Origin of the sequence: Bacillus cereus group sp. MYBK139-1, from assembly GCF_051916915.1 — a bacterium.
Lineage (GTDB): Bacteria > Bacillota > Bacilli > Bacillales > Bacillaceae_G > Bacillus_A > Bacillus_A pacificus.
In genome coordinates, this window is record NZ_JBQAHO010000002.1 from 837941 (window position 1) to 863034 (window position 25094).

The window sequence follows — 25094 nt, forward strand, 5'->3', positions numbered from 1 at the left end:
TCGCCAACTTGGTAACAATTTAAAGTGGGTATTCGTTAGTTCCAAGGTGAAAACATCTTTTATCCCGCTTTAATGGGCAGTAAGACCCCACCTCAAAATTCAGCGAAAGCAAAGAAGTTAGGTGGGGGTCGGGCTGCCCATAAAAGTCCGATTGGTGAGGGCTGATTAAAGTTTCACTTTATATTTGTTTTGGATACACATCGGCATACAAATAGATAAAATAATGAGCAGTGGTTTTGAGCCGCTGCTCATTATTCATTATCGCTTATTGAGAAAGATGATTAGTTAACTAGCTTATATATGTTTACAATTCGTGTGGAAAGTGTGTAAAATCAAGGTGAAACGTAGAAAAAAGGGTGGGGAATTACGTGCAGATTAGCAGTGCGATTTTATGTTTTGTTTTATATACATATGTTATTATTGCGGCGGTTTATTTTGGGATAAGTTTTTATGCCTACCGTTTAGCGAATAATAATGAATATGAAGAGACATACAACTGGGTGAAAAGGTATTTATCACCTGTACTAGAAATTATGAATGGGTTTGTTCTTTTTTTATTTATTGGATTAATTGCTTTTTCAACGAGCTTAGTAGGAAATAAGACTACATTATTTGTACTAGGTATCATTATTTTTATGCTATTAGGAATTCGTATTGGTAATACGGTATTTTGGAATGAGAGAAAAGTAGATGGTTGGACGGGAATGCTAATACCGTGTATGCTAGCTGCTATCGTGACGAATATAGAACATGAATATTATCAGTTGCATTTTTGGCTCATAATTGTTTTAACAATTCTCTCTGTTTTGTATATAAGTACTGTCGTGCTAACATACATTGCAAATGAAAAGGGAGATGTAAAAGGTACGCGTTTCTTTAGAGGGCGTGCATTGTTATGGAGTGTGCCAACGATGGCGGTTATAGCAATTATTGCGATATTAGTAAATGGGTATCAATTTGCGAATTGGCAACTGTTTTTAGAAAATTGGTGGATTTTCATTCTTTCTTTTATCGCTTTTTTAGGTGCAACGCATTACTTATTCCATCAACACCATTACATATTGGCATTGCTATTCGCATTTACACAACTATTATTTGCTTTCTTCGGACAAGAAACGTTATTATTCGTTTTTGAAACGTTTAGTTCATTCGGAAACATATTTGTATTTGGTATGTTAATTTTCAGTATCGCATTTTATTTACAACAGTATTTTTATATGCAAAAACAAAAATAAAGAATGATATACAGGTTTTTGTAGCAAATCTAAAGTATGTTACAATAAAAATACATAGTATTCAATGTTATTGGAGGAATTTCTGTGGGTGAAAAAGAGAAAGAATTTGCTGTCATTGGGCTTGGGCGTTTTGGTGGAAGTATTTGCCGGGAACTTGCTCAATTAGGTATGGAAGTAATGGCAATTGACTCAGATGAGGATAAAATTAATGAGTTTGCAAATATAGCTTCACATGCTGTAATTGCAGATTCAACAGATGAGATGGTATTAAAAAGTCTTGGTATTCGTAATTTTGATCATGTAGTCGTTGCGATTGGAGACAATTTAAATTCAAGTATTTTAACAACGTTAATTCTGAAAGAGTTAGGTGTAAAAAATATTACTGTAAAAGCTCAAAATGATTACCATGAAAAAGTATTAAGTAAAATAGGAGCAGATCACATTGTGCACCCAGAGCGTGATATGGGAAAAAGGATTGCTAATAATATTGCATCAAGTAATGTGTTAGACTATCTTGAGCTTTCAGATGAGCATAGCATTGTAGAGATTATTGCAAATAAAAAAATTGATGGTCATTCTTTAATCGAATTAGATATTCGTGCGAAGTTTGGATTGAATATTGTAGCGATTAAACGTGGTAAAGAAGTTATTGTATCCCCTCGAGCTACGGAAAACATTCAAGCGGGAGATATATTAATTGTAATTGGTCATGACGATGAAGTAGATCGTTTCAAGCACTTTTTAAGATAAGAGAAAAGGACAATACCATAAAGGTATTGTCCTTTTTCTTATATCTCCATAATGATTGGTAAAATCATTGGGCGACGTTTCGTTTTCTCATATAGGAATGGTGCTAATGTATCTGTAATTTCATTTTTAATTTCAGACCATTGCGTTGTTTTACGTTCCATTACTTTTTCTAAATGAGTTGTAATTAATGTTTGAGCATCATTAATTAAATCACTACTTTCGCGCATATAAACGAAACCACGTGAGATAATATCAGGCCCTGCTGCAACTTTAAATTCTTTCATATCAATGCTTACAACGACAATAACAAGTCCTTCTTCAGAAAGGATACGACGATCGCGTAATACGATATTACCGATATCTCCAATACCATTTCCGTCAATATAAACAGATCCAGATGGTATTTTACCAGCTACACTTGCTTCATCTGAACGTAAGGCAAGAACATCACCATTATCCATAATGAAACAGTTTTCTTCTGGAATACCACAATCATTTGCTAATTTCATATGCATACGTTGCATACGATATTCACCATGAATTGGCATGAAATACTTCGGTTTAATTAGACGAAGCATTAGTTTTTGTTCTTCTTGTCCACCGTGTCCACTCGTATGAATGTTTGACAGTTTTCCGTGGATTACATCAGCACCAGCACGGTACAACATATTAATTGTACGGCTTACACTAATTGTATTACCAGGGATTGGTGAAGAAGAGAAAACAACTGTGTCGCCAGGAATAATTTGAATTTGACGATGGGTACCATTAGCAATACGTGATAGTGCTGCCATTGGCTCCCCTTGACTACCTGTACATAAAATAACAACTTTATTAGCCGGTAGACGATTTAATTGAGATGCATCTATAAATGTATCTTTCGGACAGCGAATATAACCGAGGTTTTGTCCGATTTCAATCGCTGCTTCCATACTTCGGCCAAATACAGCCACTTTACGATTGTTTTCAACAGCCGCTTCAACGACTTGTTGCAAGCGATGGATATTTGATGCAAAGGTTGCGAAGATAATACGACCTTCTACTTTGCGGAAAATATCTTGAATACTATCACCAACACGGCGCTCAGACATTGTAAAGTTTGGAACTTCACTGTTTGTACTGTCAGATAAGAGACAAAGTACACCGTCTTTTCCGATTTCAGCCATTTTTGTTAAGTCCGCTGGTTCACCAACCGGTGTGAAGTCAAATTTGAAATCTCCAGTATGAACCACTTGTCCTTGAGGTGTTTTCACAACAACTCCGTATGAATCTGGGATACTGTGAGTTGTACGGAAGAAGGAAACAGATGTCTTTTTAAATTTAATAACATCATCTTCTTGAATTTCATAAAGCTTTGCTTTACGAAGTAATCCGTGCTCTTCTAATTTGTTTTTGATTAGTGCAATTGCTAATTTTCCGCCATAAATCGGAATGTTCACTTGACGTAATAAGTAAGGAATTCCACCGATATGATCTTCGTGACCATGTGTAATGAATAATCCTTTAATTTTATCTTCGTTTCGCACAAAATAAGTGTAATCTGGTATTACATAATCGATTCCGAGGAGTTCGTCTTCTGGAAACTTAATTCCAGCGTCAATTATAATAATTTCATCTTGAAATTGAACAGCATATGTATTTTTACCGATTTCACCAAGTCCACCTAAAGCAAAAACGGCTGCTTGATCATTCTTTAGAAATTTCATATGACTATACGATTTCCGCTAATGTTAAATCAGCGTTTTCTTTTTCATATTCAAGATGATTGCCAGTCACAGACTGAACGAATTCGATATTATATGCGAACTTATTTAATTTTGTACGAACATCCTTCTCAGACGTAGCCTCTAAATATAAAACTTTTGTATTTTCACGTACTGGAACCTCAGTCATTTTTTCTTGATAAAATACTTTAAAAATCATTTGGAAAACCTCTCCTTGTCTATGTTTTGCATTATCTGTTACTTATTATAAAGCAAACAGTCACGATTTTCATGTTTTTTCGAATGAGAATGAAGAAAAAGCCCGAAATGGGCACAATTTAAGCGATCGTCTTTTTACGGACTAGATCTTTTAAATAACGCTTCAGCTTTTTCTTCAGCTTCTTCAGCATGATTACTCCTTCCTTTCCTTATTTTAAACATGCATATTACTAGTGAAAACGCCGTCTCTGATATAAGAAAGAGGACAAAAGTGAATGTTGAATCTTGTCTTTTCTCATACAGAGAAAGTTATTCTATAGTAACGATTAGTAGCCGTTAGTTATAGATATAGTATGAGAAAGAATAGAAAAGAAAATTCATACGAACAAGTATCCACATTTTTTACTAATATATATATGCAGGTTTCATAAATAAGGTCAGAAAGTGAACGCTTTCTTCACAGATGTTTAATATGTTATACTTTTTTTTAGCATTTGAAAAGCGATAATCAAAATAGGAATATAGAGTAACAGAAAGGATTTTGACAAATGAATGATAAAATTGTCTTTTTTGATATTGATGGAACATTATTAGATCATGATAAGAAGATTCCGCAATCTACACGAGATGCAGTAAGACAGTTACAAGAAAAAGGCGTGCATGTAGCAATTGCGACAGGACGTGCACCATTTATGTTTGAAGATATTCGTAAGGAACTGAATATCCACAATTATGTTAGCTTTAATGGACAGTACGTTGTATTTGAAGATGAGGTAGTATTTAATAACCCATTACATCCAGCTGCTCTACATAAGTTTACTCAGTTTGCAAAACAAGAAGGATATCCGCTCGTATATCTTGATCATCAAGAAATGAGAGCATCAGTGGAATATCATGATTATGTGAAAGAAGGGTTTGGAAGTTTACATTTTGAGCATCCGGCATATGAACCTGATTTTTATGAGAAGCGTAATATTTATCAAACACTTCTTTTCTGTGAAGTAAATGAAGAAGAAAAGTTTATAAATCAGTACCCAGACTTTCATTTTATTCGCTGGCATGCGTATTCAATGGATATTATTCCAAATGGTGGTTCTAAGGCAAAAGGGATTGAGAAATTCATTGAAAAATTAGGATTTAACCGTGAACAAGTGTATGCATTTGGGGATGGTTTAAATGATTTAGAAATGATTGAAGCGGTTGGGACAGGTATTGTGATGGGGAATGGTCATGAAGACTTGAAAAAACTTGCAAATCATGTGACAAAGGATGTTAGCGAAGACGGTATATATCACGGTTTAAAATGGGCTGGATTGCTATAAGTGAATATGGAATCTATTTCATATAGTAAAAAGGCGGAAGAGTATCTTCCGCCTTTTTTACTATCGCTCCAGAGGTTTTGAATCGTCAGGAGCGGCAAATGGATTTTCTTTATTAATGTGGTCATAGAACATAACACCATTTAAATGGTCAATTTCATGTTGAAATACAATTGCTGGTAACCCTTTTAAACGTAATTTTACTTCTTCGCCGTTGATAGAAGTTGCTTTCACTGTAATTCTTGTATAACGAGGAACATAACCAGGTACTTCACGGTCTACTGATAGACAGCCTTCACCACTTTGTAAATATGTACGTTCAACAGAATGGCTAATGATTTTTGGATTGAATAATGCATGACTATATAACGTACCGTCCGTATCTGTTACATGAACCGCAATCATTTTCTTTGAAATACCGATTTGCGGAGCCGCTAATCCGATTCCAGGGCGTAAACTATATTTTTCAGCCATTTCAGGATCTTGGCTATTTATTACAAATTCAATCATTTCTTTAAGAGTATTTGTATCTTCTTCGCTTGCTGGTAGTACTACCTCTTCTGCAACGTTTCGCAAAATAGGATCTCCTTCGCGAATTACATCTTTCATTGTAAGCATATGTAATCTCTCCTTTCCCCTTTAGTCTACCAAAGGAGATGGAAAAAGTCATCGGCAAGTAAGGGGAGGATAGATCGGTTATGTAGGAATAAAAAGAAAGAGACGGCAGAGCCGTCTCTTTCTTTCCATAGTTGTTTCATTTTACATTAGCGAATGCAAGCAGCACCAACGATAATTAAAAGAATAAACAACACAACGATTAAGGCGAAGCCGCGTCCAGACCCACCACAAGAACCGCCATAACCGTAGGAAGGATATGAACAAGTTGGATAGCAATATGAATATCCGTACATGAGATGACCTCCTTTATCATTTCCCGCTAATACTGCGGTTACTATAATGTATGGAGGGAAGAGTAGAAATGTATGGGTAATTACCTATAAAAGGAAGAAGAGTTTGTATATTTTTGCTAAGAAGAGAGAAAAACTAAAGGGAATTAAATCGTTTACATATTATTCTAAGAGAAAAAACAAGTTAAAAAGGGAATAATATAACAGTAGGTTAATGCTTACTAATACAGATGTGAAAAATAAAAACACGTTTGTGTAGGAGAAACCTGCAGATTATTTATAAAAAAACGTATTCAAAGTAATTGACATCGTAATTAGAATAGTTGTAAACTAAAAAACGTGATCAAGATTGTATTAATATGTTTCTGAAAAAACATTAGTACAGATTGTTAGGTACACAAAATTATTCTCAACCGACAAATAAATTTGTTGGTTTACATTGTTGCGGTTTCCATCTAGCGAATAGATAGTGAAAGCGTTTCAGAATATGGTTCAAGAGAGGAAGAGGTGAACGGAATGGGTACTAAAACAAAAAAGACCCTATTTAATGTTGATGAGCAAATGAAAGCTATCGCAGCTCAATTTGAAACATTACAAATTTTAAATGAAAAAGGCGAAGTTGTGAATGAAGCAGCTATGCCTGAATTATCTGATGATCAATTAAAAGAATTAATGCGCCGTATGGTGTATACTCGCGTACTAGATCAACGTTCTATTTCTTTAAACCGTCAAGGACGTTTAGGTTTCTACGCACCAACAGCTGGACAAGAGGCTTCTCAATTAGCAAGTCATTTCGCACTTGAAGCAGAAGATTTCATCTTACCAGGATATCGTGATGTGCCACAATTAGTATGGCACGGTTTACCATTATACCAAGCATTCTTATTCTCTCGTGGACATTTCATGGGTAACCAAATGCCTGAGAACGTAAATGCACTTGCTCCACAAATCATCATCGGTGCGCAAATCATCCAAACTGCTGGTGTTGCGTTAGGTATGAAATTACGTGGTAAAAAATCTGTTGCAATTACTTACACTGGTGACGGTGGTGCTTCACAAGGTGACTTCTACGAAGGTATGAACTTTGCGGGTGCATTCAAAGCTCCAGCAATCTTCGTTGTACAAAACAACCGTTATGCAATCTCTACTCCAGTAGAAAAGCAATCTGCGGCTAAAACTGTAGCACAAAAAGCAGTAGCAGCAGGTATTTACGGAATCCAAGTAGACGGTATGGATCCATTAGCTGTATACGCAGCAACTGCTTTCGCTCGTGAGCGTGCAGTAAATGGCGAAGGTCCTACTTTAATCGAGACTTTAACATTCCGTTACGGTCCACATACAATGGCTGGTGATGACCCAACTCGTTACCGTACAAAAGATATCGAGAACGAATGGGAACAAAAAGATCCAATCGTACGCTTCCGTGCATTCTTAGAAAACAAAGGCCTATGGTCTCAAGAAGTTGAAGAGAAAGTAATCGAAGAAGCAAAAGAAGATATTAAACAAGCAATTGCTAAGGCTGACCAAGCTCCAAAACAAAAAGTTACTGATTTAATGGAAATCATGTACGAAAAAATGCCTTACAACTTAGCTGAACAATATGAAATTTACAAAGAAAAGGAGTCGAAGTAAGCCATGGCTCAAATGACAATGATTCAAGCAATCACTGATGCTTTACGCGTTGAAATGAAAAATGACCCTAACGTACTTGTGTTTGGTGAAGACGTTGGTGTAAACGGCGGTGTATTCCGTGCTACTGAAGGTTTACAAGCTGAATTCGGTGAAGACCGTGTAATGGATACTCCACTTGCAGAGTCTGGTATTGGTGGACTTGCAGTTGGACTTGCACTTGAAGGATTCCGTCCAGTTCCAGAAATCCAATTCTTCGGTTTCGTTTATGAAGTAATGGATTCAATTTCTGGTCAATTAGCTCGTATGCGTTACCGTTCTGGTGGACGTTGGACTGCTCCAGTAACAGTTCGTTCTCCATTCGGTGGTGGTGTTCATACTCCTGAACTACATGCTGATAGCTTAGAAGGTTTAGTGGCTCAACAACCTGGTCTAAAAGTTGTTATTCCATCTACTCCATACGATGCAAAAGGTCTTTTAATCTCTGCGATTCGTGACAACGATCCAGTTATCTACTTAGAGCATATGAAATTGTACCGTTCATTCCGTCAAGATGTACCAGAAGGCGAATACACAATTGATTTAGGCAAAGCTGATATCAAACGTGAAGGTACAGATGTATCTGTTATCGCTTACGGGGCTATGGTTCACGCTGCATTAAAAGCTGCTGAAGAACTTGAAAAAGAAGGTATCTCTTTAGAGGTTGTTGACTTACGTACAGTTCAACCATTAGATATCGAAACAATCATCGCTTCTGTTGAAAAAACAGGCCGCGTAGTTGTAGTTCAAGAAGCTCAAAAACAAGCTGGTATTGCAGCTAACGTTGTAGCGGAAATTAACGACCGTGCAATCTTAAACTTAGAAGCTCCAGTTGTACGTGTTGCAGCTGCTGATACAGTATTCCCATTCTCTCAAGCTGAGAGCGTATGGTTACCAAACCACAAAGATATTGTTGAAGCTGTTAACAAAGTAATGAACTTCTAATTTTTACTTATTCATGTGCAAAAGAAATCAGCACATGCTGATTTCTTTTGCCATATTCCATAATAAAGAAATGAATCAGGGGGCTGAATTCCGTGGCATTTGAATTTAAACTACCAGATATCGGTGAAGGTATCCACGAAGGTGAAATCGTAAAATGGTTTATTAAACCAGGCGACGAAGTAAACGAAGACGACGTACTTCTTGAAGTACAAAATGATAAAGCAGTAGTAGAAATTCCTTCTCCTGTTAAAGGTAAAGTACTTGAAGTACTTGTAGAAGAAGGTACGGTTGCAGTAGTTGGAGATACATTAATTAAATTTGATGCTCCTGGATACGAAAACCTTAAATTTAAAGGCGACGATCATGACGAAGCTCCTAAAGCTGAAGAAGCAAAAGAAGAAGCTCCTAAAGCTGAAGCTACTCCAGCAGCAACTGCAGAAGTAGTAAATGAGCGCGTAATCGCTATGCCATCTGTTCGTAAATATGCTCGTGAAAACGGCGTAGACATTCATAAAGTAGCTGGTTCTGGTAAGAACGGTCGTATCGTAAAAGCTGACATCGATGCATTTGCAAATGGTGGACAAGCAGTAGCAGCAACTGAGGCTCCAGCAGCAGTAGAAGCTACTCCAGCAGCAGCGAAAGAAGAAGCACCAAAAGCACAACCAATTCCAGCTGGTGAATATCCAGAAACTCGTGAGAAAATGAGTGGTATCCGTAAAGCAATTGCGAAAGCAATGGTTAACTCTAAACATACAGCTCCTCACGTAACATTAATGGATGAAGTAGATGTAACTGAACTTGTTGCTCACCGTAAGAAGTTCAAAGCTGTTGCAGCTGACAAAGGTATTAAATTAACTTACCTTCCATACGTTGTTAAAGCTTTAACATCTGCATTACGTGAATATCCAATGTTAAACACTTCTTTAGATGATGCTTCTCAAGAAGTAGTTCATAAACATTACTTCAACATCGGTATCGCAGCTGATACAGACAAAGGTCTATTAGTACCAGTTGTTAAAGATACAGATCGCAAGTCTATCTTCACAATTTCTAACGAGATCAATGATCTTGCTGGTAAAGCACGTGAAGGTCGTTTAGCTCCTGCTGAAATGAAAGGCGCTTCTTGCACAATTACAAACATTGGTTCTGCAGGTGGACAATGGTTCACTCCAGTTATCAACCACCCAGAAGTAGCAATCCTTGGTATCGGCCGTATCGCTGAGAAACCAGTTGTGAAAAATGGTGAGATCGTTGCAGCTCCAGTATTAGCATTATCTCTAAGCTTTGACCATCGTTTAATTGACGGCGCAACTGCTCAAAAAGCATTAAACCAAATTAAACGTCTATTGAATGACCCACAATTATTAGTAATGGAGGCGTAATAACAATGGTAGTAGGAGATTTCCCAATTGAATTAGATACAGTCGTTGTTGGTGCAGGTCCTGGTGGATACGTTGCGGCAATTCGTGCAGCACAATTAGGTCAAAAGGTAGCAATCATTGAAAAAGCTAACCTTGGTGGCGTATGCTTAAACGTTGGATGTATTCCTTCAAAAGCGTTAATCAATGCAGGTCATCGTTATGAGAATGCAATGCATTCTGATGACATGGGTATCACTGCAGAGAACGTAAAAGTTGACTTTACAAAAGTTCAAGAATGGAAAAACGGCGTAGTTAAGAAATTAACTGGCGGTGTTGAAGGCCTTCTTAAAGGTAACAAAGTTGAAATCATTCGCGGTGAAGCTTACTTCGTAGATGCTAACACATTACGCGTAATGACTGAAGATGCAGCTCAAACTTATACGTTTAAAAATGCTGTTCTTGCAACTGGTTCTACACCAATCGAAATTCCAGGATTCAAATACTCTAAACGTGTTATCAACTCTACAGGCGCTTTAAGCTTACCTGAAATTCCTAAAAAACTTGTTGTAATCGGCGGCGGTTACATCGGTATGGAATTAGGTACTGCATATGCTAACTTCGGTACAGAAGTTACTGTAGTAGAAGCTGGCGACGAAATCTTAGCTGGTTTCGAAAAAGCTATGAGCTCTGTTGTTAAACGTGCTCTACAGAAAAAAGGTAACGTAACAATCCATACAAAAGCTATGGCTAAAGGCGTTGAAGAAACAGAAACTGGCGTAAAAGTTAGCTTCGAAGTTAAAGGTGAAATCCAAACTGTAGAAGCAGATTACGTATTAGTAACTGTAGGTCGTCGTCCAAACACTCAAGAAATCGGTCTTGAGCAAGTTGGAGTTAAAATGACTGACCGCGGCATCATCGAAATCGATGAGCAATGTCGTACAAATGTACCAAACATCTATGCAATCGGTGATATCGTTCCTGGACCACCATTAGCTCACAAAGCTTCTTACGAAGGTAAAGTAGCTGTAGAAGCAATTAGTGGCCATGCGTCAGCTATCGATTACATCGGAATTCCTGCAGTATGCTTCACTGATCCAGAATTAGCATCTGTTGGTTACACTAAGAAACAAGCTGAAGAAGCTGGAATGACTGTAACTGTATCTAAGTTCCCATTCGCTGCTAACGGTCGTGCATTATCATTAAATAGCACTGACGGTTTCTTACAACTTGTAACACGTAAAGAAGATGGTCTTCTTGTAGGTGCTCAAGTTGCAGGTGCAGGCGCTTCTGACATTATTTCTGAGATTGGTTTAGCTATCGAAGCTGGAATGACAGCAGAAGATATCGCTCAAACAATCCACGCTCACCCAACATTAGGTGAAATCACAATGGAAGCAGCTGAAGTTGCTCTTGGAATGCCAATTCACATTGTAAAATAATTTAAGTAATGAAAATAGCCCATCTCTTATTTAAAGAGATGGGCTATTTTTTATTTTATAATAAAAGTGGCTTGCAAGGTCTTTATACGTACTTGTCGAATGAATATATAATAATTTAATTGAATCGTTAAAACATATATAAATCCAAAAGCCATATATATGCTTTTGTGTAATATGTAATTGATTCAAACTTAATACCATATATTAATAAAATAGAGCATGTCAAAGGAGAAGGTTCCATGAGAATATTACATGTTATATTTTATCATTTTTTATTATGGAGTGGTTTTTCTGTTGTATTATCATTGTCAAATGGTGATAAGTTGCATTATAAAGTTATTCTATTTTTTGTATTTCTTTATTTAGCATATGTGATCGCATATTTTGTATTACAAATTAGAAAGCAGGCATTATTCCTTACGTGTTCAAATTGCATACTTTTCTTAATTATATTTTCTATTTTTTAAATTAACGTTTATAGAAATACATTGTTCTTCCATTAAATAATTGTAACTCTCCTTCTAATTTCTTCGCTAGAAAACGGCAAAATTCATTTGCTTTTCCTTTATCACCAAATGTTGCATTAGGTGGTAAAGAAACTTGAATATAAGTTTGTTCCTTGTCTATACCGACACCAACATAAATGGAGTCATATCGATCGTGAGTAGATTGTAGTTTGAATGTTGTTGCTGATGTATCTAAAATTTCATACGGAAAAGCGGTATTTGTATAAGCGTAATTAATTTGAACACCAGTTTTGGAAGTAACTGTTTTATAATAATGAAAAAGTTGTTTTATATCATCTATTGAAACAGATTGTTGATTGGATTTAGGTACAAGCGTAATAAAGGCATGTTGCATATAAGTTCCCCCTAACTTAGTAGAATACTCTCATTCTACATCCTACTGAATTTTTTGACAATTAAAAGGAGTATTCCTTTTTTTGTTTAATATACTAATGAAAGGTGATGTAGAAAGGTGGAAACCGATGTTTGAAAAATTGTATGATGAACATGAAAGTGTGAAGGTACGATTTTTGGGGTTTATGACACATGATACTCGTTATGATTTTGGTGTTATTTATACAAATATGTTTTTTGGAAAGCCACTTATTGTTTGCATGCAAACAGGAAGGTCTACTTTACTTGGACGAGATGATGTAGAGAATGTTCAACATTTGCAGGAAGTGTTCAAATTAGGTTCAGAAGAGGAAGCAGCTGAGTTAGCTCAGTTCTTCTCATTTCTAGTTCCATCTACATCTTTGCATGCGGAATACGAAGAATAAATAATGTAAAACAGTCGTACGTATAAATATGGCTGTTTTTTTGTTTGAATATCGCATACTAATTTAAAATTAAAATATTTAATGTGTTATACTAAAAACCTATTGACGCAAAAAGTATAACATATTAAAATAAAGACAGAAAGTTAAGCGGTTACAAAAAGTTTTTGGGATTATAAACTTAGGGGGAAATGAAAAATGGGAACAATCGTATGTCAAGATTGTGAAGGTACAATTGCACACTTCGAGGATGAGAAAGTAACGGTACTTTACGGGAAATGTGGATCTTGCGGATGTGATCACACAGAGCATACAAAAGCCCAATAATTGATAGGAAATGGACAGCTGAAAGTTTTTAGGACCATAAACTTAGGGGGAAATGAAAAATGGGAACAATCGTATGCCAAGTATGTGAAGGAACAATCGGACATTTTGAAGATGAAAAAACGACAGTGCTTTACGGAAAATGCGGTACAAATTGTGACTGTGCTAGTAGAGATAATGCGAAAGCTTAATGATAAATAAATAGATTACTATTAAAACTCAGGGGGAAATGAAAAATGGGAACAATCGTATGCCAAGTATGTGAAGGAACAATCGGACATTTTGAAGATGAAAAATCAACAGTACTATACGGGAAATGTGGATCTCATTGCGACTGTGACCATAAAGAACATTCAAAAGCTTAAATAAAAAAAGCGCCTACATATGTAGGTGCTTTTTTTAATAAACTGTAGTTGTGTTGCCAACTGTTGCAACAATTGCATCATCTCTAATCGGAATAAATCCTATGGATGTCTGTGGTGTGCTAGGAGAAGCGTGGTAGCTCATAAGACGGCTATCAATACGGGTAATAGTATCGGTTAAGAAAGCGGAAATAAAAGCGTAAGGGACTCGTCGCTCATTTAACGCGTATATAATTTCTTCTTTTGTTTTTACACCTACGCCATGCCCATAAAAAAAGAAATTTCCTAGATAGATTGTATTTTCTCCTTGCCACTCGATTGTAGCTGGGTTCACTTGTGGATTTTTAAAGTAAACGAGATCACCTGGGACAAGATCGCCACCCGTCTTTGTTATGAGCTTTAAATCTTGATCGTAGTCCCACGTATAAAGTAAAAGGTTTGCAAAGAGACGGTTGAAGGTTTCTTCCTCATATAATGCTAGTAAAGCTTTGTAAAAAATAATGATCATAGCGGTGGCACATTCAGTTCCATATAGTTTTCCGTTTTTGAAAATATCTTGTATGGCAATGGAAGGGGGTATGTTTGGAAGGAGCTCGAATCCTCCAAGAGATGTTCTTTTCCAATACTGAGGGTTACAAAAAGATTGTTGAAATGTGCGAAACTGAAAACCACTTTGAAAAAGTTCTAATGCAGAAGTAATAATATTAACACGCAAATTTAGATCAAAGCTGAGTTCATCAGATGTTCGGAAGGAATAGATTTCTTGATTTCCTGCCATTATAGATAAAATTTGTTGTTTCTCATTTGCAAATGGCTCATATTCATTTGTGATATAAGGATGTACAATAGAACGGCCTATTACAATCATAATAGTATCCCCACCTATACGTTACATTACATAATATCGTATGAGAAAAGGCCAAAAGGGTGAAAGAAAAGCCTATCAACTGATAGGCTTGTACTCTTTAATCACGCGTAATGTTTGTAATGTCATATCTTCAGGACCTTGTACAGGTAAACCTGCTTCTAAGTTTTTACGAATATACTCTAAGTTATCTTGTGTAATAATTTCCCCCGGAGTAAAGATTGGAATCCCTGGCGGATAAACCATAACGAAATCAGCTATAATACGACCTGCTGCATTTTCAAATGGGATGACTTCTGTTTCCGAATAAAAAGCATCTCGAGGAGAAAGTGCTAAAACAGGTATTTCTGGAATTTCTACTTGCACTTGAACACCTTTATCAGCTTTATTTTTAAATGTTGCTGATAAATCTTGTAATGCTACAATAAGTGTATTTGTCTCACTTTCTGTATCCCCAAAAGTGATAAGACATAGTATGTTGTATAAATCTGAGAGCTCTACTTCAATGTTATATTGCTCTCTAAGCCATACTTCAGCCTGATGACCTGTAATACCTAAATCTTTTACAGATACAATTATCTTTGTAGGATCATAGTTAAAAGTAGCATCCGTACCTAGCATTTCTTTCCCTGGACAGTAAAGATGTTCAATATCATTTATAGCATCACGAACTTGTTCCGCTAATTGTATTGTTTGTTCTATGAGTGCCGTTCCTTCTGTAGCAAGACGTTTTCTAGCAACATCTAGGGAGGCTAACAAGATGTAAGACGTTGATGTAGTCGTAAGCATGCTAATAATAGATTGAACATGTTTTACGTTCACAAGGCCCTCTTTTACATTAAGAATAGAACTTTGCGTTAAAGATCCACCTAATTTGTGAACACTTGTTGCTGCCATATCTGCACCGGCTTGCATCGCTGACATCGGCAGTTCATCGTGAAAATGAATATGAACACCATGAGCCTCATCAACGAGTACAGGGATATCGTAAGAATGTGCTAATTGTACAATCTGTTCTAAGTCCGCAGCAAAGCCAAAGTATGTTGGGTTAATAACAAGTAGGCCTTTCGCATCTGAGTGCTCTTCAAGTGCCTTTTTGACAGATTGAATTGTGATTCCATGTGAAATACCAAGTTTTGGATCAATTTCAGGATGCATGAAAATAGGTTTTGCACCTGAGAAAATAATAGCTGACATTACTGATTTATGCACGTTTCTTGGTACTAGTATTTTGTCACCAGGACCGCAAACGCTCATCACCATTGTCATAATTGCGCCACTTGTACCTTGAATAGAAAAGAAAGTATGATCCGCACCAAATGCAGCGGCTGCTAAATCCTGTGCTTCTTTAATCATACCTTTTGGATGATGTAAATCATCGAGCGGCGCAATATTAATTAAATCAATTGCTAATGCATTATGCCCAATAAATTCGCGAAATTCAGGATCCATGCCCTGTCCTTTTTTATGCCCTGGAATATGGAATTGAATTGGATTTCGCTTACTGTGCTCAACTAAAGCGGTAAACAATGGTGTTTCGTATTGGGACAATCTATACACCCCTTCTTTTTTTAATATTTATGAGAGTTTGTTTTATATAATCTTGTTCTAAAAAAGTTACGTTCTTTTTTAGAATGAGACTTGTTTTTCTGCCATTCACAAAAGCTTTTTTGAGATGGAAGCTTCACTTTATTTTCTATAAAACAAAAGCATTATATCACCAATAATTATAGATGTATAGCAAAAAATATTTTTACGGTGAGTATGTTAAATAGTAGCGTCCTACTAACTTCTAGTGGAAGGCAATTCCATTAAAATGAATAAATAGTGTATAATGCAAAGTGGCTATAGTGAAGTAGAAAAAATCACTTTAAGATAGCGTATTGAAATAAGAAGAAATGATAAATGAGGTGCGAAATGGAATATCAATATCCGTTAGATTATGATTGGTCAAATGAGGAAATGGTTACAATTGTGAAGTTTTATGAAGCGATTGAGAAAGCATATGAAAAAGGAATTGTAAGAGAAGAATTAATGGGTTTATATCGTCGTTTTAAAGAGATTGTTCCATCGAAAGCAGAAGAAAAGAAAATTGATAAAGAGTTCCAAGAAGTAAGTGGATATTCTATATACCGTGCGATTCAGAAGGCTAAAGAAATTGAAGAAGAAAAGCTTGTGAAAATGTAAAAAATATTTTGAAAAATAAAAACTGAAGTGATATAATGTGATAACAACTAAAAACGGACAATATAAATTGTCCGTTTTCTACTATCGATTACAAAGTGCATATAAAGGAAGGAGTGATTGCATCGTAGATTCAATCTTAGCAAGGAATTGTTCGTTGGTCATTGCTGAAAACTCCTCTGGTGATATATGAATACCAACTAATAATTCTGCTTTTTTTACAGTAGCTAGACGTTCAATCATCTTTTGTAAATCATTTGTTTCAAGTGTTTTATGTAATTTTACACTTGGTTTAGTATGGTCAATGGACCAAACGAAGTCATTTGGAATATTTGTTTTTAAATCATTTATATGTTCTAAGAAGGCGTGAGCCGTCTCCACTTTTTGTGGACACTCATAGATTAAACCAAAGTATATGAAGGCATGAGTACCCCATAATCCAATTTGGAAATGTGGTAGCATTTTATATCCGCGTTTATTTGTTGAAAAAGCAACCCAAGTATCGTTTGGTGGATTGACTTTGCGACGTGCGTGTTTTGCTACATGATAAAAAAAGTTCTCATCAGTTTGTTTGGATAAATACGCTGCAAACTGTTCCCCTAAAGCTTCTAGCTTAGGATGAATGTTCGTTTTAATTGCACTCATTCGTTCTTCGAGACCATCAACTGTAAAGACCTCAAAATCAGTTGATTTGAATGTTTGTAGTGTCATGATTGTTCCTCCAACTCCTATTTTGCTTTTATTTTAGCATAGCTTGTACTATTCATAAAAAAAACAGCACAAAAAAATTTAAATAAAAAAATATAATTTTGTTGCATAGATGATTTATCCAACATAGTATAGTATAAAACAAAAAATCAGAAAATTGAATCAATTCTAGTCCGAGGGCAGACGAATATTGGGAGGAGGCAAATAATATGAGACAGGTGATTAATGCGTTAAAGAGAACAGATGCTGAAAAGAGAATACCGGTGCTACGTTTGGAGCTAGATTATGAATTAGCGACTTTATATGATGCGATGATGGAAAATGATAAACAGAAAAAAGAAGAGTGTGTACAAAAGTTAGAAGTGTTAAGACTTGAAATGATTCGTTTAGAAGCGTAATAATAGTATATGTATAAAAAATTAGTTGGTGCGAACCTTATAAAGGGTTCGTTTTTTCTGTGAACAGTATAGATCGGAGTGTTTAAACATGCAAGAAGTATGGAAAGACATCGATGCACACGCCAAACAGTGGATTCGGGATGCGGGAGAGCGTTTAATGGCATCAATGAAAAAAGCACTTATTATAGAAACAAAATCAAATGCAGCTGATTTAGTAACAAATATGGACCGAGAAATAGAACAGTTTTTAATTGGGAAAATTAAAGAAACATTCCCACATCATCATATTTTAGGTGAAGAGGGCTATGGAGACGAGGTAACTTCTTCTGACGGGGTTGTTTGGTTAATTGATCCAATTGACGGCACGATGAACTTTGTTCACCAAAAAAGAAATTTTGCAATTTCAATTGGAATTTATGAGAACGGTATCGGAAAGATTGGACTTATTTATGATCCAGTTCATGATGAATTATATCATGCGTTAAAAGGGGCTGGAGCATTTTGTAATGAAGTACCAATACCTTTATTAGAAAAAGGTACTGTAGAGCAAGGTATTGTAGCTTTAAATGCGATATGGCTTACCGACAATCCATTGCTTAATATGGAAAGTATGATGGCACTTGTTAAGAAAGCAAGAGGCACGAGATCATATGGCTGTGCAGCTTTAGAGATGGTATACGTTGCAACTGGAAGAATTGATGCATATGTAACGCCTAGATTATCACCATGGGACTTTGGTGGGGGACAGATAATTGTAGAGGAAGTTGGAGGCAAGGTAACAACATTCTCCGGAGCGCCACTTTCTATCGTGGAGAAGAGTAGCGTATTAGTTGCGAAGCCAGGGGTGTATGAAGAAGTGTTATCGTTTATCCCGCTTTAATGGGCAGTAAGACCCCCACCTCAAATTTCAGCGAAAGCAAAGAAGTGAGGTGGGGGGCGGGCTATCCATAAAAGCCCGATTGGTAAGGGCTGATTAAAGTTTCACTTTATATCCAAGTAACAAAAAAAGTAAGAGGCTATATACAGGCTTCTTACTTTTTGACGTTATTGCGATTTACGCATTTTTCTTTTTGTTACAAAACCGTATCCAACTGTAACAAATGTGCCGATAATGCAAATAATAATACCGATTGGACTATTTTCAGCAATCATAATGCCGATACCGATTAAGAAAATAACACCGATAATTGCAGTTAATAAAAAGCGATATTGAATGTGTTCCATTTCTTCACCCTCCAATCTCATTTTACTTTCACAAAAGTAAGAATACAACTATATTTTCATTCTTGATTTTATTTTAATTGCTATTGTATCCCCTTCGCTCTTATAATAGAGAAGGATTAAAAAGACATTAGGAGTTGGACATGTTGAAAAAACGACAAGATTTACGCAATATAGCAATTATTGCCCACGTTGACCATGGTAAAACAACACTTGTTGACCAGTTATTACGTCAAGCGGGGACTTTCCGTGCGAACGAACACGTTGAAGAGCGCGCAATGGATTCAAATGATCTAGAAAGAGAGCGCGGTATTACAATTTTAGCGAAAAATACTGCGATTCACTATGAAGATAAAAGAATTAACATTTTAGATACACCGGGTCACGCTGACTTCGGTGGAGAAGTAGAACGTATTATGAAAATGGTTGATGGTGTTTTACTTGTTGTTGATGCATATGAAGGTTGTATGCCACAAACACGATTTGTTTTAAAGAAAGCTCTTGAGCAAAACTTAACTCCAATCGTAGTTGTAAATAAAATTGACCGTGACTTCGCTCGCCCTGATGAAGTAGTTGATGAAGTAATCGACTTATTCATCGAACTTGGTGCAAACGAAGATCAATTAGAGTTCCCAGTTGTATTTGCATCAGCAATGAACGGAACAGCAAGCTTAGATTCAAACCCAGCAAATCAAGAAGAGAATATGAAATCATTATTTGATACAATTATTGAACATATTCCTGCACCAATTGATAACAGCGAAGAGCCACTTCAATTCCAAGTAGCACTTCTTGATTACAACGACTATGTTGGACGTATTGGAGTTGGACGCGTATTCCGCGGTACAATGAAGGTTGGACAACAAGTTGCTTTAATGAAAGTAGACGGAAGCGTAAAACAATTCCGCGTAACAAAATTATTTGGTTACATGGGATTAAAACGTCAAGAAATTGAAGAAGCAAAAGCTGGAGACTTAGTAGCTGTTTCTGGTATGGAAGACATTAACGTTGGTGAAACAGTATGTCCAGTTGAACATCAAGATGCGTTACCATTATTACGTATTGATGAGCCAACACTACAAATGACGTTCCTTGTAAATAACAGTCCATTTGCAGGTCGTGAAGGTAAATACATTACATCTCGTAAAATTGAAGAGCGTCTTCGTTCACAATTAGAAACAGATGTAAGTTTACGTGTAGATAATACAGAGTCTCCTGATGCATGGATCGTATCTGGACGTGGGGAACTACATTTATCTATCTTAATTGAAAACATGCGTCGTGAGGGTTATGAACTACAAGTATCTAAGCCAGAAGTAATTATTAAAGAAGTTGATGGCGTAAGATGTGAGCCTGTAGAGCGTGTACAAATCGATGTACCTGAAGAATACACTGGTTCTATTATGGAATCTATGGGTGCACGTAAAGGTGAAATGTTAGATATGGTGAATAACGGAAACGGTCAAGTTCGCCTTACTTTCATGGTTCCAGCACGTGGTTTAATTGGTTACACAACAGAATTCTTAACATTAACTCGTGGTTACGGTATTTTAAACCATACATTCGATTGCTACCAACCAGTACACGCTGGACAAGTTGGTGGACGTCGTCAAGGTGTTCTAGTTTCACTTGAAACAGGAAAAGCATCACAATACGGTATTATGCAAGTTGAAGACCGTGGTGTAATCTTCGTTGAACCAGGTACAGAAGTATATGCTGGTATGATTGTCGGAGAACACACTCGTGAGAATGACTTAACAGTTAACGTTGTGAAAATGAAACAACAAACTAACATTCGTTCTGCGACGAAAGATCAAACTTCAACAATGAAAAAACCACGCTTAATGACTTTAGAAGAATCATTAGAGTACTTAAACGATGACGAGTTCTGTGAAGTAACTCCAGAATCAATTCGTTTACGTAAAAAGATTCTTGATAAGAGCGAACGTGAAAGAGCTGCTAAGAAAAAGAAATCTGTAGAAGCGTAAAATAGTAAAACAGCTACCTTTAATTAAGGTAGCTGTTTTTTATGTTTTATTTTTTAGAATATTTACTCTTTTTGTGGACAGTATTTTTTTCACAGGTTACTCTTGTATTAAGTACATAAAGAAAAATGGTTTGATTTATGAGGAAGGGGGATAAATGGTGTTAGAAAGAATGTCGTTTTTTGCGAAGTTATGTAAAGTTGATGAAAATCCAGAACTAGGGATGTGGTTACTGTATGGCGTCATTATTGTATTAAGTGCACTTGTGTATAATTTAGGTTTTGCAAGAAAACTATCTATAATAAAAAATATAGTGATATATGTATCGTTAGCGATTGGGTGTACAGTGTTAACTTTCTTTGCAGTTTTTTTACCTGTTGGAGAGGGGCTTGTTGTAGCAGCAATTGTACTTGGGATTTATAGGTTGCGATTACGTCAAGCAAGACAACAAAAAGCAGGATGAGGGGGGAAGTTTTATGCGTTCCGTACAAGATGCGTTATATAATTGGTTAACAATTAAAACAGTTGCTGAAGCACGTCCGGATGATAGTGCTGCAAAAGAAACGTATTTGTTATTTCAAAATATGATATATGAAGAACATAAATTGAGAAATGTGGAAGTTAAGAAGGACGAGGAAATGTATTTAGTTACATATGAAATAAATGGAGAAAGAAAATCTGTAAGGTTTCCATTAGAAGCTATTGATTGTTTTTTGGATCAAATGAATCGCGAACCTGAAAAATATAAATAAGTCCTTTATCATATTGATAAAGGACTTATTTATATTTTACCAATCGTCTTCGACTTTTTTATCACGATATAATCGGAAATTACCGCTTGCATGACGTTCCATCGTACGTTCAGCAATTCGTTCCGAACATTCCATGCACATATATGTATGAATAGGGCGATTACGCAGTTTTTTTGCCATAGGATTTTCATCATCTAACATATCTTTTTTATCACAAATCATACATTTGACTCTCATTTCGTCACCTCAATACGAATTCTATCAGTATAAGTATATCATGGAAGTGTAATGTTTTTGAATAATAGCGGGAAAAAATAATATTTTCGCAATTCGAAAAATAGGTTATGATAAGGATATATGAAGTATATTTGGAGGTGGAAATATGGCGAATGTAGTAGAGCCCACATTAACAGATGATTTAGTACAAACATTACGTAAAGAGTGTATTGTTATGGTAGCGACAACAGATTTTGAAAAACAAGTTCCTAACGTAAGTGCTATTTCTTGGGTGTATGCAGTGAGTAAAACTAGTATTCGATTTGCAGTAGATCAACGTTCACGTATTGTGGAAAATATAAGACATAGTACTGGAGTGGTATTGACTATAATGGCGAATGAATCCGTATTTTCCATAAGTGGTGCAGGTGAAATTTTGACTGATAGAATGGAAGGCATTCCTCTAAAATTAACTGTAATAGAAGTAAATGTACAAGAAGTACGTGATGTTATGTTTTATGGTGCAAAACTTGCAATTGAGCCAACATATGAAAAAACGTATGATCTTCGTGCAGCTAAAAAGCTCGATAACCAAGTGTTAGCAGGAATGAAAGAATTATAAATGTGATAAATAAGAAAGTCAGTTATTAACTTTTGTAATCACTTATTGTGATTTTATGTTAATAATTATAATTAAAAGTAATATATTGAATAGAAATGAATAAAAAATAAATAAAAGGTTTAATGGCTATAAATTTCGATTCTACCTCGTTTATACGTTACATATAATTATAACAATGGTTCGTCCATATTTTATGGATGAAACCCTTGTTCTACAAATTTAAAAGTGGAGTCAGGGGGTAACAGGTTGGATAAAATTTATGTGTTAGATACGAATGTACTTTTGCAGGATCCTTTATCTATTTTTTCATTTGAAACCAATGAAGTAGTGATTCCAGCAGTTGTATTAGAAGAGGTTGATTCGAAAAAACGTTATATGGATGAAGTAGGACGAAACGCTCGTTATGTATCTAAGTTAATAGACAAATTTCGTGAAATAGGAAAACTGCATGAAAGTATTCCGCTAGAAAACGGCGGTACATTTCGTATTGAATTAAATCATCGTTCGTTTGTCCAACTACAAGATATTTTTGTAGAAAAAACAAATGATAATCGAATTTTAGCTGTAGCAAAAAATCTATCTTTAGAAGAACAAGAAAAAGAGGACGGGAAGTCTGTTATTTTAGTAAGTAAAGACGTGCTCGTAAGGGTAAAAGCAGATGCAATAGGTTTAAAGGCGGAAGATTATTTAAGTGATCGGGTCATTGAAGTGGAAAATATATATTCAGGATTTTTAGAAGGATATATATCAAAAGAACAATTGGATTATTTTTATGAAAAAGGCGAATTGCCTTTATCCGAAATTGCAAATCATCCTTTTTATCCAAATCAGTTTGTAGTAATGAAAGATGCATTAGGTGGATCTAGTTCAGCACTAGGTATTGTGGATCATTTAGGTAAGAAGGTAAAAAAACTTATTTTTCACAATGAACAAGTATGGGGAATACGACCACGAAATGTGCAGCAAATTATGGGATTAGAATTGTTGCTTCGTGAAGATATTCCACTAGTCACGCTAACAGGGAAAGCTGGTACAGGAAAGACATTACTAGCTTTAGCTTCGGGCCTCATGCAAACGGAAGATTTAGGGTTATACAAAAAACTACTCGTTGCACGGCCAATTGTTCCAGTTGGGAAAGATATCGGTTATTTACCGGGAGAAAAAGAAGAAAAGTTAAGACCGTGGATGCAACCGATTTTTGATAATCTAGAGTATTTATTTAATACGAAAAAACCAGGAGAGTTAGATGCTATTTTAGCTGGAATGGGTTCGATAGAAGTGGAAGCTCTTACGTATATACGCGGGAGAAGTATTCCAGATCAGTTCATTATAATTGATGAAGCACAAAATTTAACGAAGCATGAAGTGAAAACGATACTAACGAGGGTAGGAGAAAAAAGTAAAATCGTATTAATGGGAGATCCTCAGCAAATTGATCATCCGTATTTGGATGAGTATAATAATGGTTTAACATATGTTGTAGAGAAATTTAAAGAGCAACGTATTAGTGGTCATGTGAAATTTGTAAAAGGGGAGCGATCTAATTTAGCTCAACTAGCAGCAGATTTATTATAAAAAGGAGTGAGCTAAAGCTCACTCCTTTTCTTTAAATAATTGTAAATTTGCGGATGTTACGGATTGGATTTTGTCTATTAGATCCATCATTGTAATATAAATGAACAGGTCCATCTTCTTTTAATGGTTTTCCTTTTTTTGAAAAACCAAGAATAGCATGTTTGACAGTTTCTAATGGAAGCGTTATTGTAGCATCTACTGTTTCGATCTCGACTTGCGTAGCGTCATCTGAAATTTCGGCGTTAGCAAGAAAAGGTTGAAATGGTATACCGAATGTTCCAGTAATTAGCTGTTCTTTTTTAAATTTCTTTACACTTTGTTGTATCGGCGGGAAAGCAGCACCATCACGGATTTCGCGATCCCAATGTTCCGAAGTGTTTTTTAAATAAGTTTCTAGTTCTGAAGTGTTTTCTCTCGTTTCATCAAAGTAAGTTGTCAAATCTACTTTTCGATCATCAAAGATCCAAACGGTTGGATCGATAGTGATTGGAAAACGAACTTTTCCATTAATAAATAAAATTTCGCTCATTGTTGTTCCCCCATTTGTGTTATACTCCCACTTTTCAGTATAATAGTATTAGACACTATTGTCACAAAAAATGTTTCTATTGCAATTTATTAAAACTATCGCTAATATTAATAGATAGGAGAGAGTAGGACGGAAACGGAGGGAATCAATTTGGCGTCTGAGACAGTATCAAATCATCAGGAAAAGGCACTAGCCCTTCTACAAGCGGATGCGGAGAAGATTTTAAGACTTATTAAGGTGCAAATGGACCATCTTACAATGCCGCAATGTCCATTATATGAAGAAGTGTTAGACACACAAATGTTTGGACTATCCCGCGAAGTCGATTTTGCAGTTCGCCTTGGTCTTATTTCAGAAGAACAAGGGAAAGCAATGTTAGGAGAGCTTGAACGTGAGTTATCTGCACTTCATGAAGCATTTACAAACAAACAACAATAACGGGTTCAAATAAGGGGGCTCAAACTGAAAAAGTTTGAGCTTTTTATTTGTATAATAAAGCAGGAAGAATCAATGTACATATGGAA

Annotated in this window: 32 protein-coding genes; 21 read left to right on the forward strand and 11 right to left on the reverse strand. The window is 35.9% G+C overall.

Features of this window, described 5'->3' with window-relative positions; genetic code table 11:
• Positions 1 to 368: 368 nt before the first annotated feature.
• Positions 369 to 1235, forward strand: a complete 867-nt coding sequence (locus ACTFRS_RS15610) for a cytochrome C oxidase assembly protein (RefSeq protein WP_440024709.1) — start codon at positions 369 to 371, stop codon at positions 1233 to 1235.
• Positions 1236 to 1319: 84 nt separating this feature from the next.
• A complete protein-coding gene (locus ACTFRS_RS15615) occupies positions 1320 to 1985 on the forward strand; it encodes a potassium channel family protein (protein WP_000504032.1) in 666 nt (221 codons plus the stop codon).
• Between the two features lie 38 nt (positions 1986 to 2023).
• Here ACTFRS_RS15615 and rnjA read toward each other — a convergent pair whose 3' ends face one another.
• Together rnjA and ACTFRS_RS15625 are read right to left on the reverse strand one after the other, a co-directional pair.
• The gene (rnjA, locus tag ACTFRS_RS15620) at positions 2024 to 3691 is read right to left on the reverse strand and encodes a ribonuclease J1 (RefSeq protein ID WP_000670368.1); all 1668 of its coding nucleotides are present in this window, start codon (positions 3689 to 3691) and stop codon (positions 2024 to 2026) included.
• Positions 3692 to 3695: 4 nt separating this feature from the next.
• Positions 3696 to 3908, reverse strand: coding sequence for a DNA-dependent RNA polymerase subunit epsilon (locus ACTFRS_RS15625; RefSeq protein ID WP_000576444.1), 213 nt, complete (start codon positions 3906 to 3908; stop codon positions 3696 to 3698).
• Positions 3909 to 4455: 547 nt separating this feature from the next.
• Between ACTFRS_RS15625 and ACTFRS_RS15630 the strand changes: the two genes are divergently transcribed.
• The gene (locus ACTFRS_RS15630) at positions 4456 to 5229 is read left to right on the forward strand and encodes a Cof-type HAD-IIB family hydrolase (protein WP_000998288.1); all 774 of its coding nucleotides are present in this window, start codon (positions 4456 to 4458) and stop codon (positions 5227 to 5229) included.
• A 60-nt stretch (positions 5230 to 5289) separates the two neighbouring features.
• Here the strand turns inward: ACTFRS_RS15630 and def are convergent, their stop codons facing one another.
• Together def and ACTFRS_RS15640 are read right to left on the reverse strand one after the other, a co-directional pair.
• The gene (gene def, locus ACTFRS_RS15635; protein WP_046197916.1) at positions 5290 to 5844 is read right to left on the reverse strand and encodes a peptide deformylase; all 555 of its coding nucleotides are present in this window, start codon (positions 5842 to 5844) and stop codon (positions 5290 to 5292) included.
• A 146-nt stretch (positions 5845 to 5990) separates the two neighbouring features.
• Positions 5991 to 6137: a YjcZ family sporulation protein gene (locus ACTFRS_RS15640; protein WP_000274562.1), complete on the reverse strand. Its 147-nt coding sequence runs from the start codon at positions 6135 to 6137 to the stop codon at positions 5991 to 5993.
• 513 nt (positions 6138 to 6650) lie between these two features.
• Between ACTFRS_RS15640 and pdhA the strand changes: the two genes are divergently transcribed.
• The 5 genes from pdhA to ACTFRS_RS15665 all read left to right on the forward strand — a co-directional run bounded on the left by pdhA (position 6651) and on the right by ACTFRS_RS15665 (position 12014).
• Positions 6651 to 7766: a pyruvate dehydrogenase E1 component subunit alpha gene (gene pdhA / locus ACTFRS_RS15645; RefSeq protein ID WP_000536893.1), complete on the forward strand. Its 1116-nt coding sequence runs from the start codon at positions 6651 to 6653 to the stop codon at positions 7764 to 7766.
• A 3-nt stretch (positions 7767 to 7769) separates the two neighbouring features.
• Positions 7770 to 8747 (forward strand): pyruvate dehydrogenase complex E1 component subunit beta, encoded by a 978-nt coding sequence (gene pdhB, locus ACTFRS_RS15650; RefSeq protein WP_000068166.1) that lies wholly within the window; start codon positions 7770 to 7772, stop codon positions 8745 to 8747.
• 92 nt (positions 8748 to 8839) lie between these two features.
• The gene (gene pdhC / locus ACTFRS_RS15655; RefSeq protein ID WP_000863427.1) at positions 8840 to 10129 is read left to right on the forward strand and encodes a pyruvate dehydrogenase complex dihydrolipoyllysine-residue acetyltransferase; all 1290 of its coding nucleotides are present in this window, start codon (positions 8840 to 8842) and stop codon (positions 10127 to 10129) included.
• A 5-nt stretch (positions 10130 to 10134) separates the two neighbouring features.
• Positions 10135 to 11547: a dihydrolipoyl dehydrogenase gene (gene lpdA, locus ACTFRS_RS15660; RefSeq protein ID WP_000260111.1), complete on the forward strand. Its 1413-nt coding sequence runs from the start codon at positions 10135 to 10137 to the stop codon at positions 11545 to 11547.
• A 239-nt stretch (positions 11548 to 11786) separates the two neighbouring features.
• The gene (locus ACTFRS_RS15665; protein ID WP_001221351.1) at positions 11787 to 12014 is read left to right on the forward strand and encodes a hypothetical protein; all 228 of its coding nucleotides are present in this window, start codon (positions 11787 to 11789) and stop codon (positions 12012 to 12014) included.
• A 1-nt stretch (position 12015) separates the two neighbouring features.
• Here ACTFRS_RS15665 and ACTFRS_RS15670 read toward each other — a convergent pair whose 3' ends face one another.
• Complete coding sequence (locus tag ACTFRS_RS15670) at positions 12016 to 12408, reverse strand: DUF1885 family protein (protein WP_139866883.1); 393 nt, start codon at positions 12406 to 12408, stop codon at positions 12016 to 12018.
• Positions 12409 to 12535: 127 nt separating this feature from the next.
• On the opposite strand from ACTFRS_RS15670, the gene ACTFRS_RS15675 reads away from it, so the two are divergent.
• From ACTFRS_RS15675 to ACTFRS_RS15690, 4 genes are all read left to right on the forward strand, one after another.
• On the forward strand, positions 12536 to 12832 hold the full coding sequence (locus ACTFRS_RS15675; RefSeq protein WP_011040622.1) for a DUF3055 domain-containing protein: 297 nt from the start codon (positions 12536 to 12538) through the stop codon (positions 12830 to 12832).
• A 195-nt stretch (positions 12833 to 13027) separates the two neighbouring features.
• Positions 13028 to 13156: a GapA-binding peptide SR1P gene (locus tag ACTFRS_RS15680; RefSeq protein ID WP_000536778.1), complete on the forward strand. Its 129-nt coding sequence runs from the start codon at positions 13028 to 13030 to the stop codon at positions 13154 to 13156.
• Positions 13157 to 13215: 59 nt separating this feature from the next.
• Positions 13216 to 13344 carry a GapA-binding peptide SR1P gene (locus ACTFRS_RS15685; RefSeq protein ID WP_000536805.1) on the forward strand — a complete coding sequence of 43 codons (129 nt, stop codon included), beginning with the start codon at positions 13216 to 13218 and terminating at the stop codon, positions 13342 to 13344.
• Positions 13345 to 13389: 45 nt separating this feature from the next.
• The gene (locus ACTFRS_RS15690) at positions 13390 to 13518 is read left to right on the forward strand and encodes a GapA-binding peptide SR1P (RefSeq protein ID WP_000536793.1); all 129 of its coding nucleotides are present in this window, start codon (positions 13390 to 13392) and stop codon (positions 13516 to 13518) included.
• 34 nt (positions 13519 to 13552) lie between these two features.
• Here ACTFRS_RS15690 and ACTFRS_RS15695 read toward each other — a convergent pair whose 3' ends face one another.
• Both ACTFRS_RS15695 and speA read right to left on the reverse strand, forming a co-directional pair.
• The gene (locus ACTFRS_RS15695; RefSeq protein ID WP_139866885.1) at positions 13553 to 14383 is read right to left on the reverse strand and encodes a protein-glutamine gamma-glutamyltransferase; all 831 of its coding nucleotides are present in this window, start codon (positions 14381 to 14383) and stop codon (positions 13553 to 13555) included.
• Between the two features lie 75 nt (positions 14384 to 14458).
• Positions 14459 to 15931 (reverse strand): arginine decarboxylase, encoded by a 1473-nt coding sequence (gene speA, locus ACTFRS_RS15700; RefSeq protein WP_205689054.1) that lies wholly within the window; start codon positions 15929 to 15931, stop codon positions 14459 to 14461.
• Positions 15932 to 16297: 366 nt separating this feature from the next.
• Here speA and ACTFRS_RS15705 point away from each other — a divergent pair, with 366 nt between their 5' ends.
• Positions 16298 to 16567: a UPF0223 family protein gene (locus ACTFRS_RS15705; protein ID WP_000456556.1), complete on the forward strand. Its 270-nt coding sequence runs from the start codon at positions 16298 to 16300 to the stop codon at positions 16565 to 16567.
• A gap of 81 nt (positions 16568 to 16648) precedes the next feature.
• On the opposite strand, the gene ACTFRS_RS15710 is transcribed toward ACTFRS_RS15705, so the two are convergent.
• A complete protein-coding gene (locus ACTFRS_RS15710) occupies positions 16649 to 17275 on the reverse strand; it encodes a YktB family protein (RefSeq protein WP_000175082.1) in 627 nt (208 codons plus the stop codon).
• Between the two features lie 206 nt (positions 17276 to 17481).
• On the opposite strand from ACTFRS_RS15710, the gene ACTFRS_RS15715 reads away from it, so the two are divergent.
• Positions 17482 to 17670 (forward strand): hypothetical protein, encoded by a 189-nt coding sequence (locus ACTFRS_RS15715; protein WP_001250168.1) that lies wholly within the window; start codon positions 17482 to 17484, stop codon positions 17668 to 17670.
• 88 nt (positions 17671 to 17758) lie between these two features.
• Entirely contained in the window at positions 17759 to 18550 is a 792-nt protein-coding gene (locus ACTFRS_RS15720) for an inositol monophosphatase family protein (RefSeq protein WP_087954450.1), read from the forward strand.
• Positions 18551 to 18714: 164 nt separating this feature from the next.
• On the opposite strand, the gene ACTFRS_RS15725 is transcribed toward ACTFRS_RS15720, so the two are convergent.
• Positions 18715 to 18894: a DUF5325 family protein gene (locus tag ACTFRS_RS15725; RefSeq protein WP_000400127.1), complete on the reverse strand. Its 180-nt coding sequence runs from the start codon at positions 18892 to 18894 to the stop codon at positions 18715 to 18717.
• A gap of 140 nt (positions 18895 to 19034) precedes the next feature.
• Between ACTFRS_RS15725 and typA the strand changes: the two genes are divergently transcribed.
• The 3 genes from typA to ACTFRS_RS15740 all read left to right on the forward strand — a co-directional run bounded on the left by typA (position 19035) and on the right by ACTFRS_RS15740 (position 21628).
• Entirely contained in the window at positions 19035 to 20879 is a 1845-nt protein-coding gene (gene typA / locus ACTFRS_RS15730; protein WP_000914763.1) for a translational GTPase TypA, read from the forward strand.
• A 157-nt stretch (positions 20880 to 21036) separates the two neighbouring features.
• Positions 21037 to 21339 (forward strand): YlaH-like family protein, encoded by a 303-nt coding sequence (locus ACTFRS_RS15735; RefSeq protein ID WP_242293333.1) that lies wholly within the window; start codon positions 21037 to 21039, stop codon positions 21337 to 21339.
• Between the two features lie 13 nt (positions 21340 to 21352).
• Positions 21353 to 21628 carry a hypothetical protein gene (locus tag ACTFRS_RS15740; RefSeq protein WP_139866891.1) on the forward strand — a complete coding sequence of 92 codons (276 nt, stop codon included), beginning with the start codon at positions 21353 to 21355 and terminating at the stop codon, positions 21626 to 21628.
• A gap of 36 nt (positions 21629 to 21664) precedes the next feature.
• On the opposite strand, the gene ACTFRS_RS15745 is transcribed toward ACTFRS_RS15740, so the two are convergent.
• Entirely contained in the window at positions 21665 to 21865 is a 201-nt protein-coding gene (locus tag ACTFRS_RS15745) for a YlaI family protein (RefSeq protein WP_001995040.1), read from the reverse strand.
• A gap of 145 nt (positions 21866 to 22010) precedes the next feature.
• Between ACTFRS_RS15745 and ACTFRS_RS15750 the strand changes: the two genes are divergently transcribed.
• Together ACTFRS_RS15750 and ACTFRS_RS15755 are read left to right on the forward strand one after the other, a co-directional pair.
• Entirely contained in the window at positions 22011 to 22466 is a 456-nt protein-coding gene (locus ACTFRS_RS15750; protein ID WP_000024588.1) for a pyridoxamine 5'-phosphate oxidase family protein, read from the forward strand.
• Positions 22467 to 22712: 246 nt separating this feature from the next.
• On the forward strand, positions 22713 to 24041 hold the full coding sequence (locus ACTFRS_RS15755; protein WP_000358083.1) for a PhoH family protein: 1329 nt from the start codon (positions 22713 to 22715) through the stop codon (positions 24039 to 24041).
• A gap of 31 nt (positions 24042 to 24072) precedes the next feature.
• Here the strand turns inward: ACTFRS_RS15755 and ACTFRS_RS15760 are convergent, their stop codons facing one another.
• Positions 24073 to 24570: a peptidyl-prolyl cis-trans isomerase gene (locus ACTFRS_RS15760; protein WP_139866893.1), complete on the reverse strand. Its 498-nt coding sequence runs from the start codon at positions 24568 to 24570 to the stop codon at positions 24073 to 24075.
• A 150-nt stretch (positions 24571 to 24720) separates the two neighbouring features.
• Here ACTFRS_RS15760 and ACTFRS_RS15765 point away from each other — a divergent pair, with 150 nt between their 5' ends.
• Complete coding sequence (locus ACTFRS_RS15765) at positions 24721 to 25008, forward strand: YlaN family protein (RefSeq protein WP_000135697.1); 288 nt, start codon at positions 24721 to 24723, stop codon at positions 25006 to 25008.
• Positions 25009 to 25094 lie beyond the last annotated feature (86 nt).

Coding starts and splice junctions, on each gene's coding strand:
- rnjA (WP_000670368.1), bottom strand. CDS start 3,691: ATGAAATTTCTAAAGAATGATCAAGCAGCCGTTTTTGCTTTAGGTGGA.
- ACTFRS_RS15625 (WP_000576444.1), bottom strand. CDS start 3,908: ATGATTTTTAAAGTATTTTATCAAGAAAAAATGACTGAGGTTCCAGTA.
- ACTFRS_RS15630 (WP_000998288.1), top strand. CDS start 4,456: ATGAATGATAAAATTGTCTTTTTTGATATTGATGGAACATTATTAGAT.
- def (WP_046197916.1), bottom strand. CDS start 5,844: ATGCTTACAATGAAAGATGTAATTCGCGAAGGAGATCCTATTTTGCGA.
- ACTFRS_RS15640 (WP_000274562.1), bottom strand. CDS start 6,137: ATGTACGGATATTCATATTGCTATCCAACTTGTTCATATCCTTCCTAC.
- pdhA (WP_000536893.1), top strand. CDS start 6,651: ATGGGTACTAAAACAAAAAAGACCCTATTTAATGTTGATGAGCAAATG.
- pdhB (WP_000068166.1), top strand. CDS start 7,770: ATGGCTCAAATGACAATGATTCAAGCAATCACTGATGCTTTACGCGTT.
- lpdA (WP_000260111.1), top strand. CDS start 10,135: ATGGTAGTAGGAGATTTCCCAATTGAATTAGATACAGTCGTTGTTGGT.
- ACTFRS_RS15665 (WP_001221351.1), top strand. CDS start 11,787: ATGAGAATATTACATGTTATATTTTATCATTTTTTATTATGGAGTGGT.
- ACTFRS_RS15670 (WP_139866883.1), bottom strand. CDS start 12,408: ATGCAACATGCCTTTATTACGCTTGTACCTAAATCCAATCAACAATCT.
- ACTFRS_RS15675 (WP_011040622.1), top strand. CDS start 12,536: ATGTTTGAAAAATTGTATGATGAACATGAAAGTGTGAAGGTACGATTT.
- ACTFRS_RS15680 (WP_000536778.1), top strand. CDS start 13,028: ATGGGAACAATCGTATGTCAAGATTGTGAAGGTACAATTGCACACTTC.
- ACTFRS_RS15685 (WP_000536805.1), top strand. CDS start 13,216: ATGGGAACAATCGTATGCCAAGTATGTGAAGGAACAATCGGACATTTT.
- ACTFRS_RS15690 (WP_000536793.1), top strand. CDS start 13,390: ATGGGAACAATCGTATGCCAAGTATGTGAAGGAACAATCGGACATTTT.
- ACTFRS_RS15695 (WP_139866885.1), bottom strand. CDS start 14,383: ATGATTGTAATAGGCCGTTCTATTGTACATCCTTATATCACAAATGAA.
- ACTFRS_RS15705 (WP_000456556.1), top strand. CDS start 16,298: ATGGAATATCAATATCCGTTAGATTATGATTGGTCAAATGAGGAAATG.
- ACTFRS_RS15710 (WP_000175082.1), bottom strand. CDS start 17,275: ATGACACTACAAACATTCAAATCAACTGATTTTGAGGTCTTTACAGTT.
- ACTFRS_RS15715 (WP_001250168.1), top strand. CDS start 17,482: ATGAGACAGGTGATTAATGCGTTAAAGAGAACAGATGCTGAAAAGAGA.
- ACTFRS_RS15720 (WP_087954450.1), top strand. CDS start 17,759: ATGCAAGAAGTATGGAAAGACATCGATGCACACGCCAAACAGTGGATT.
- ACTFRS_RS15725 (WP_000400127.1), bottom strand. CDS start 18,894: ATGGAACACATTCAATATCGCTTTTTATTAACTGCAATTATCGGTGTT.
- typA (WP_000914763.1), top strand. CDS start 19,035: ATGTTGAAAAAACGACAAGATTTACGCAATATAGCAATTATTGCCCAC.
- ACTFRS_RS15740 (WP_139866891.1), top strand. CDS start 21,353: ATGCGTTCCGTACAAGATGCGTTATATAATTGGTTAACAATTAAAACA.
- ACTFRS_RS15745 (WP_001995040.1), bottom strand. CDS start 21,865: ATGAGAGTCAAATGTATGATTTGTGATAAAAAAGATATGTTAGATGAT.
- ACTFRS_RS15750 (WP_000024588.1), top strand. CDS start 22,011: ATGGCGAATGTAGTAGAGCCCACATTAACAGATGATTTAGTACAAACA.
- ACTFRS_RS15760 (WP_139866893.1), bottom strand. CDS start 24,570: ATGAGCGAAATTTTATTTATTAATGGAAAAGTTCGTTTTCCAATCACT.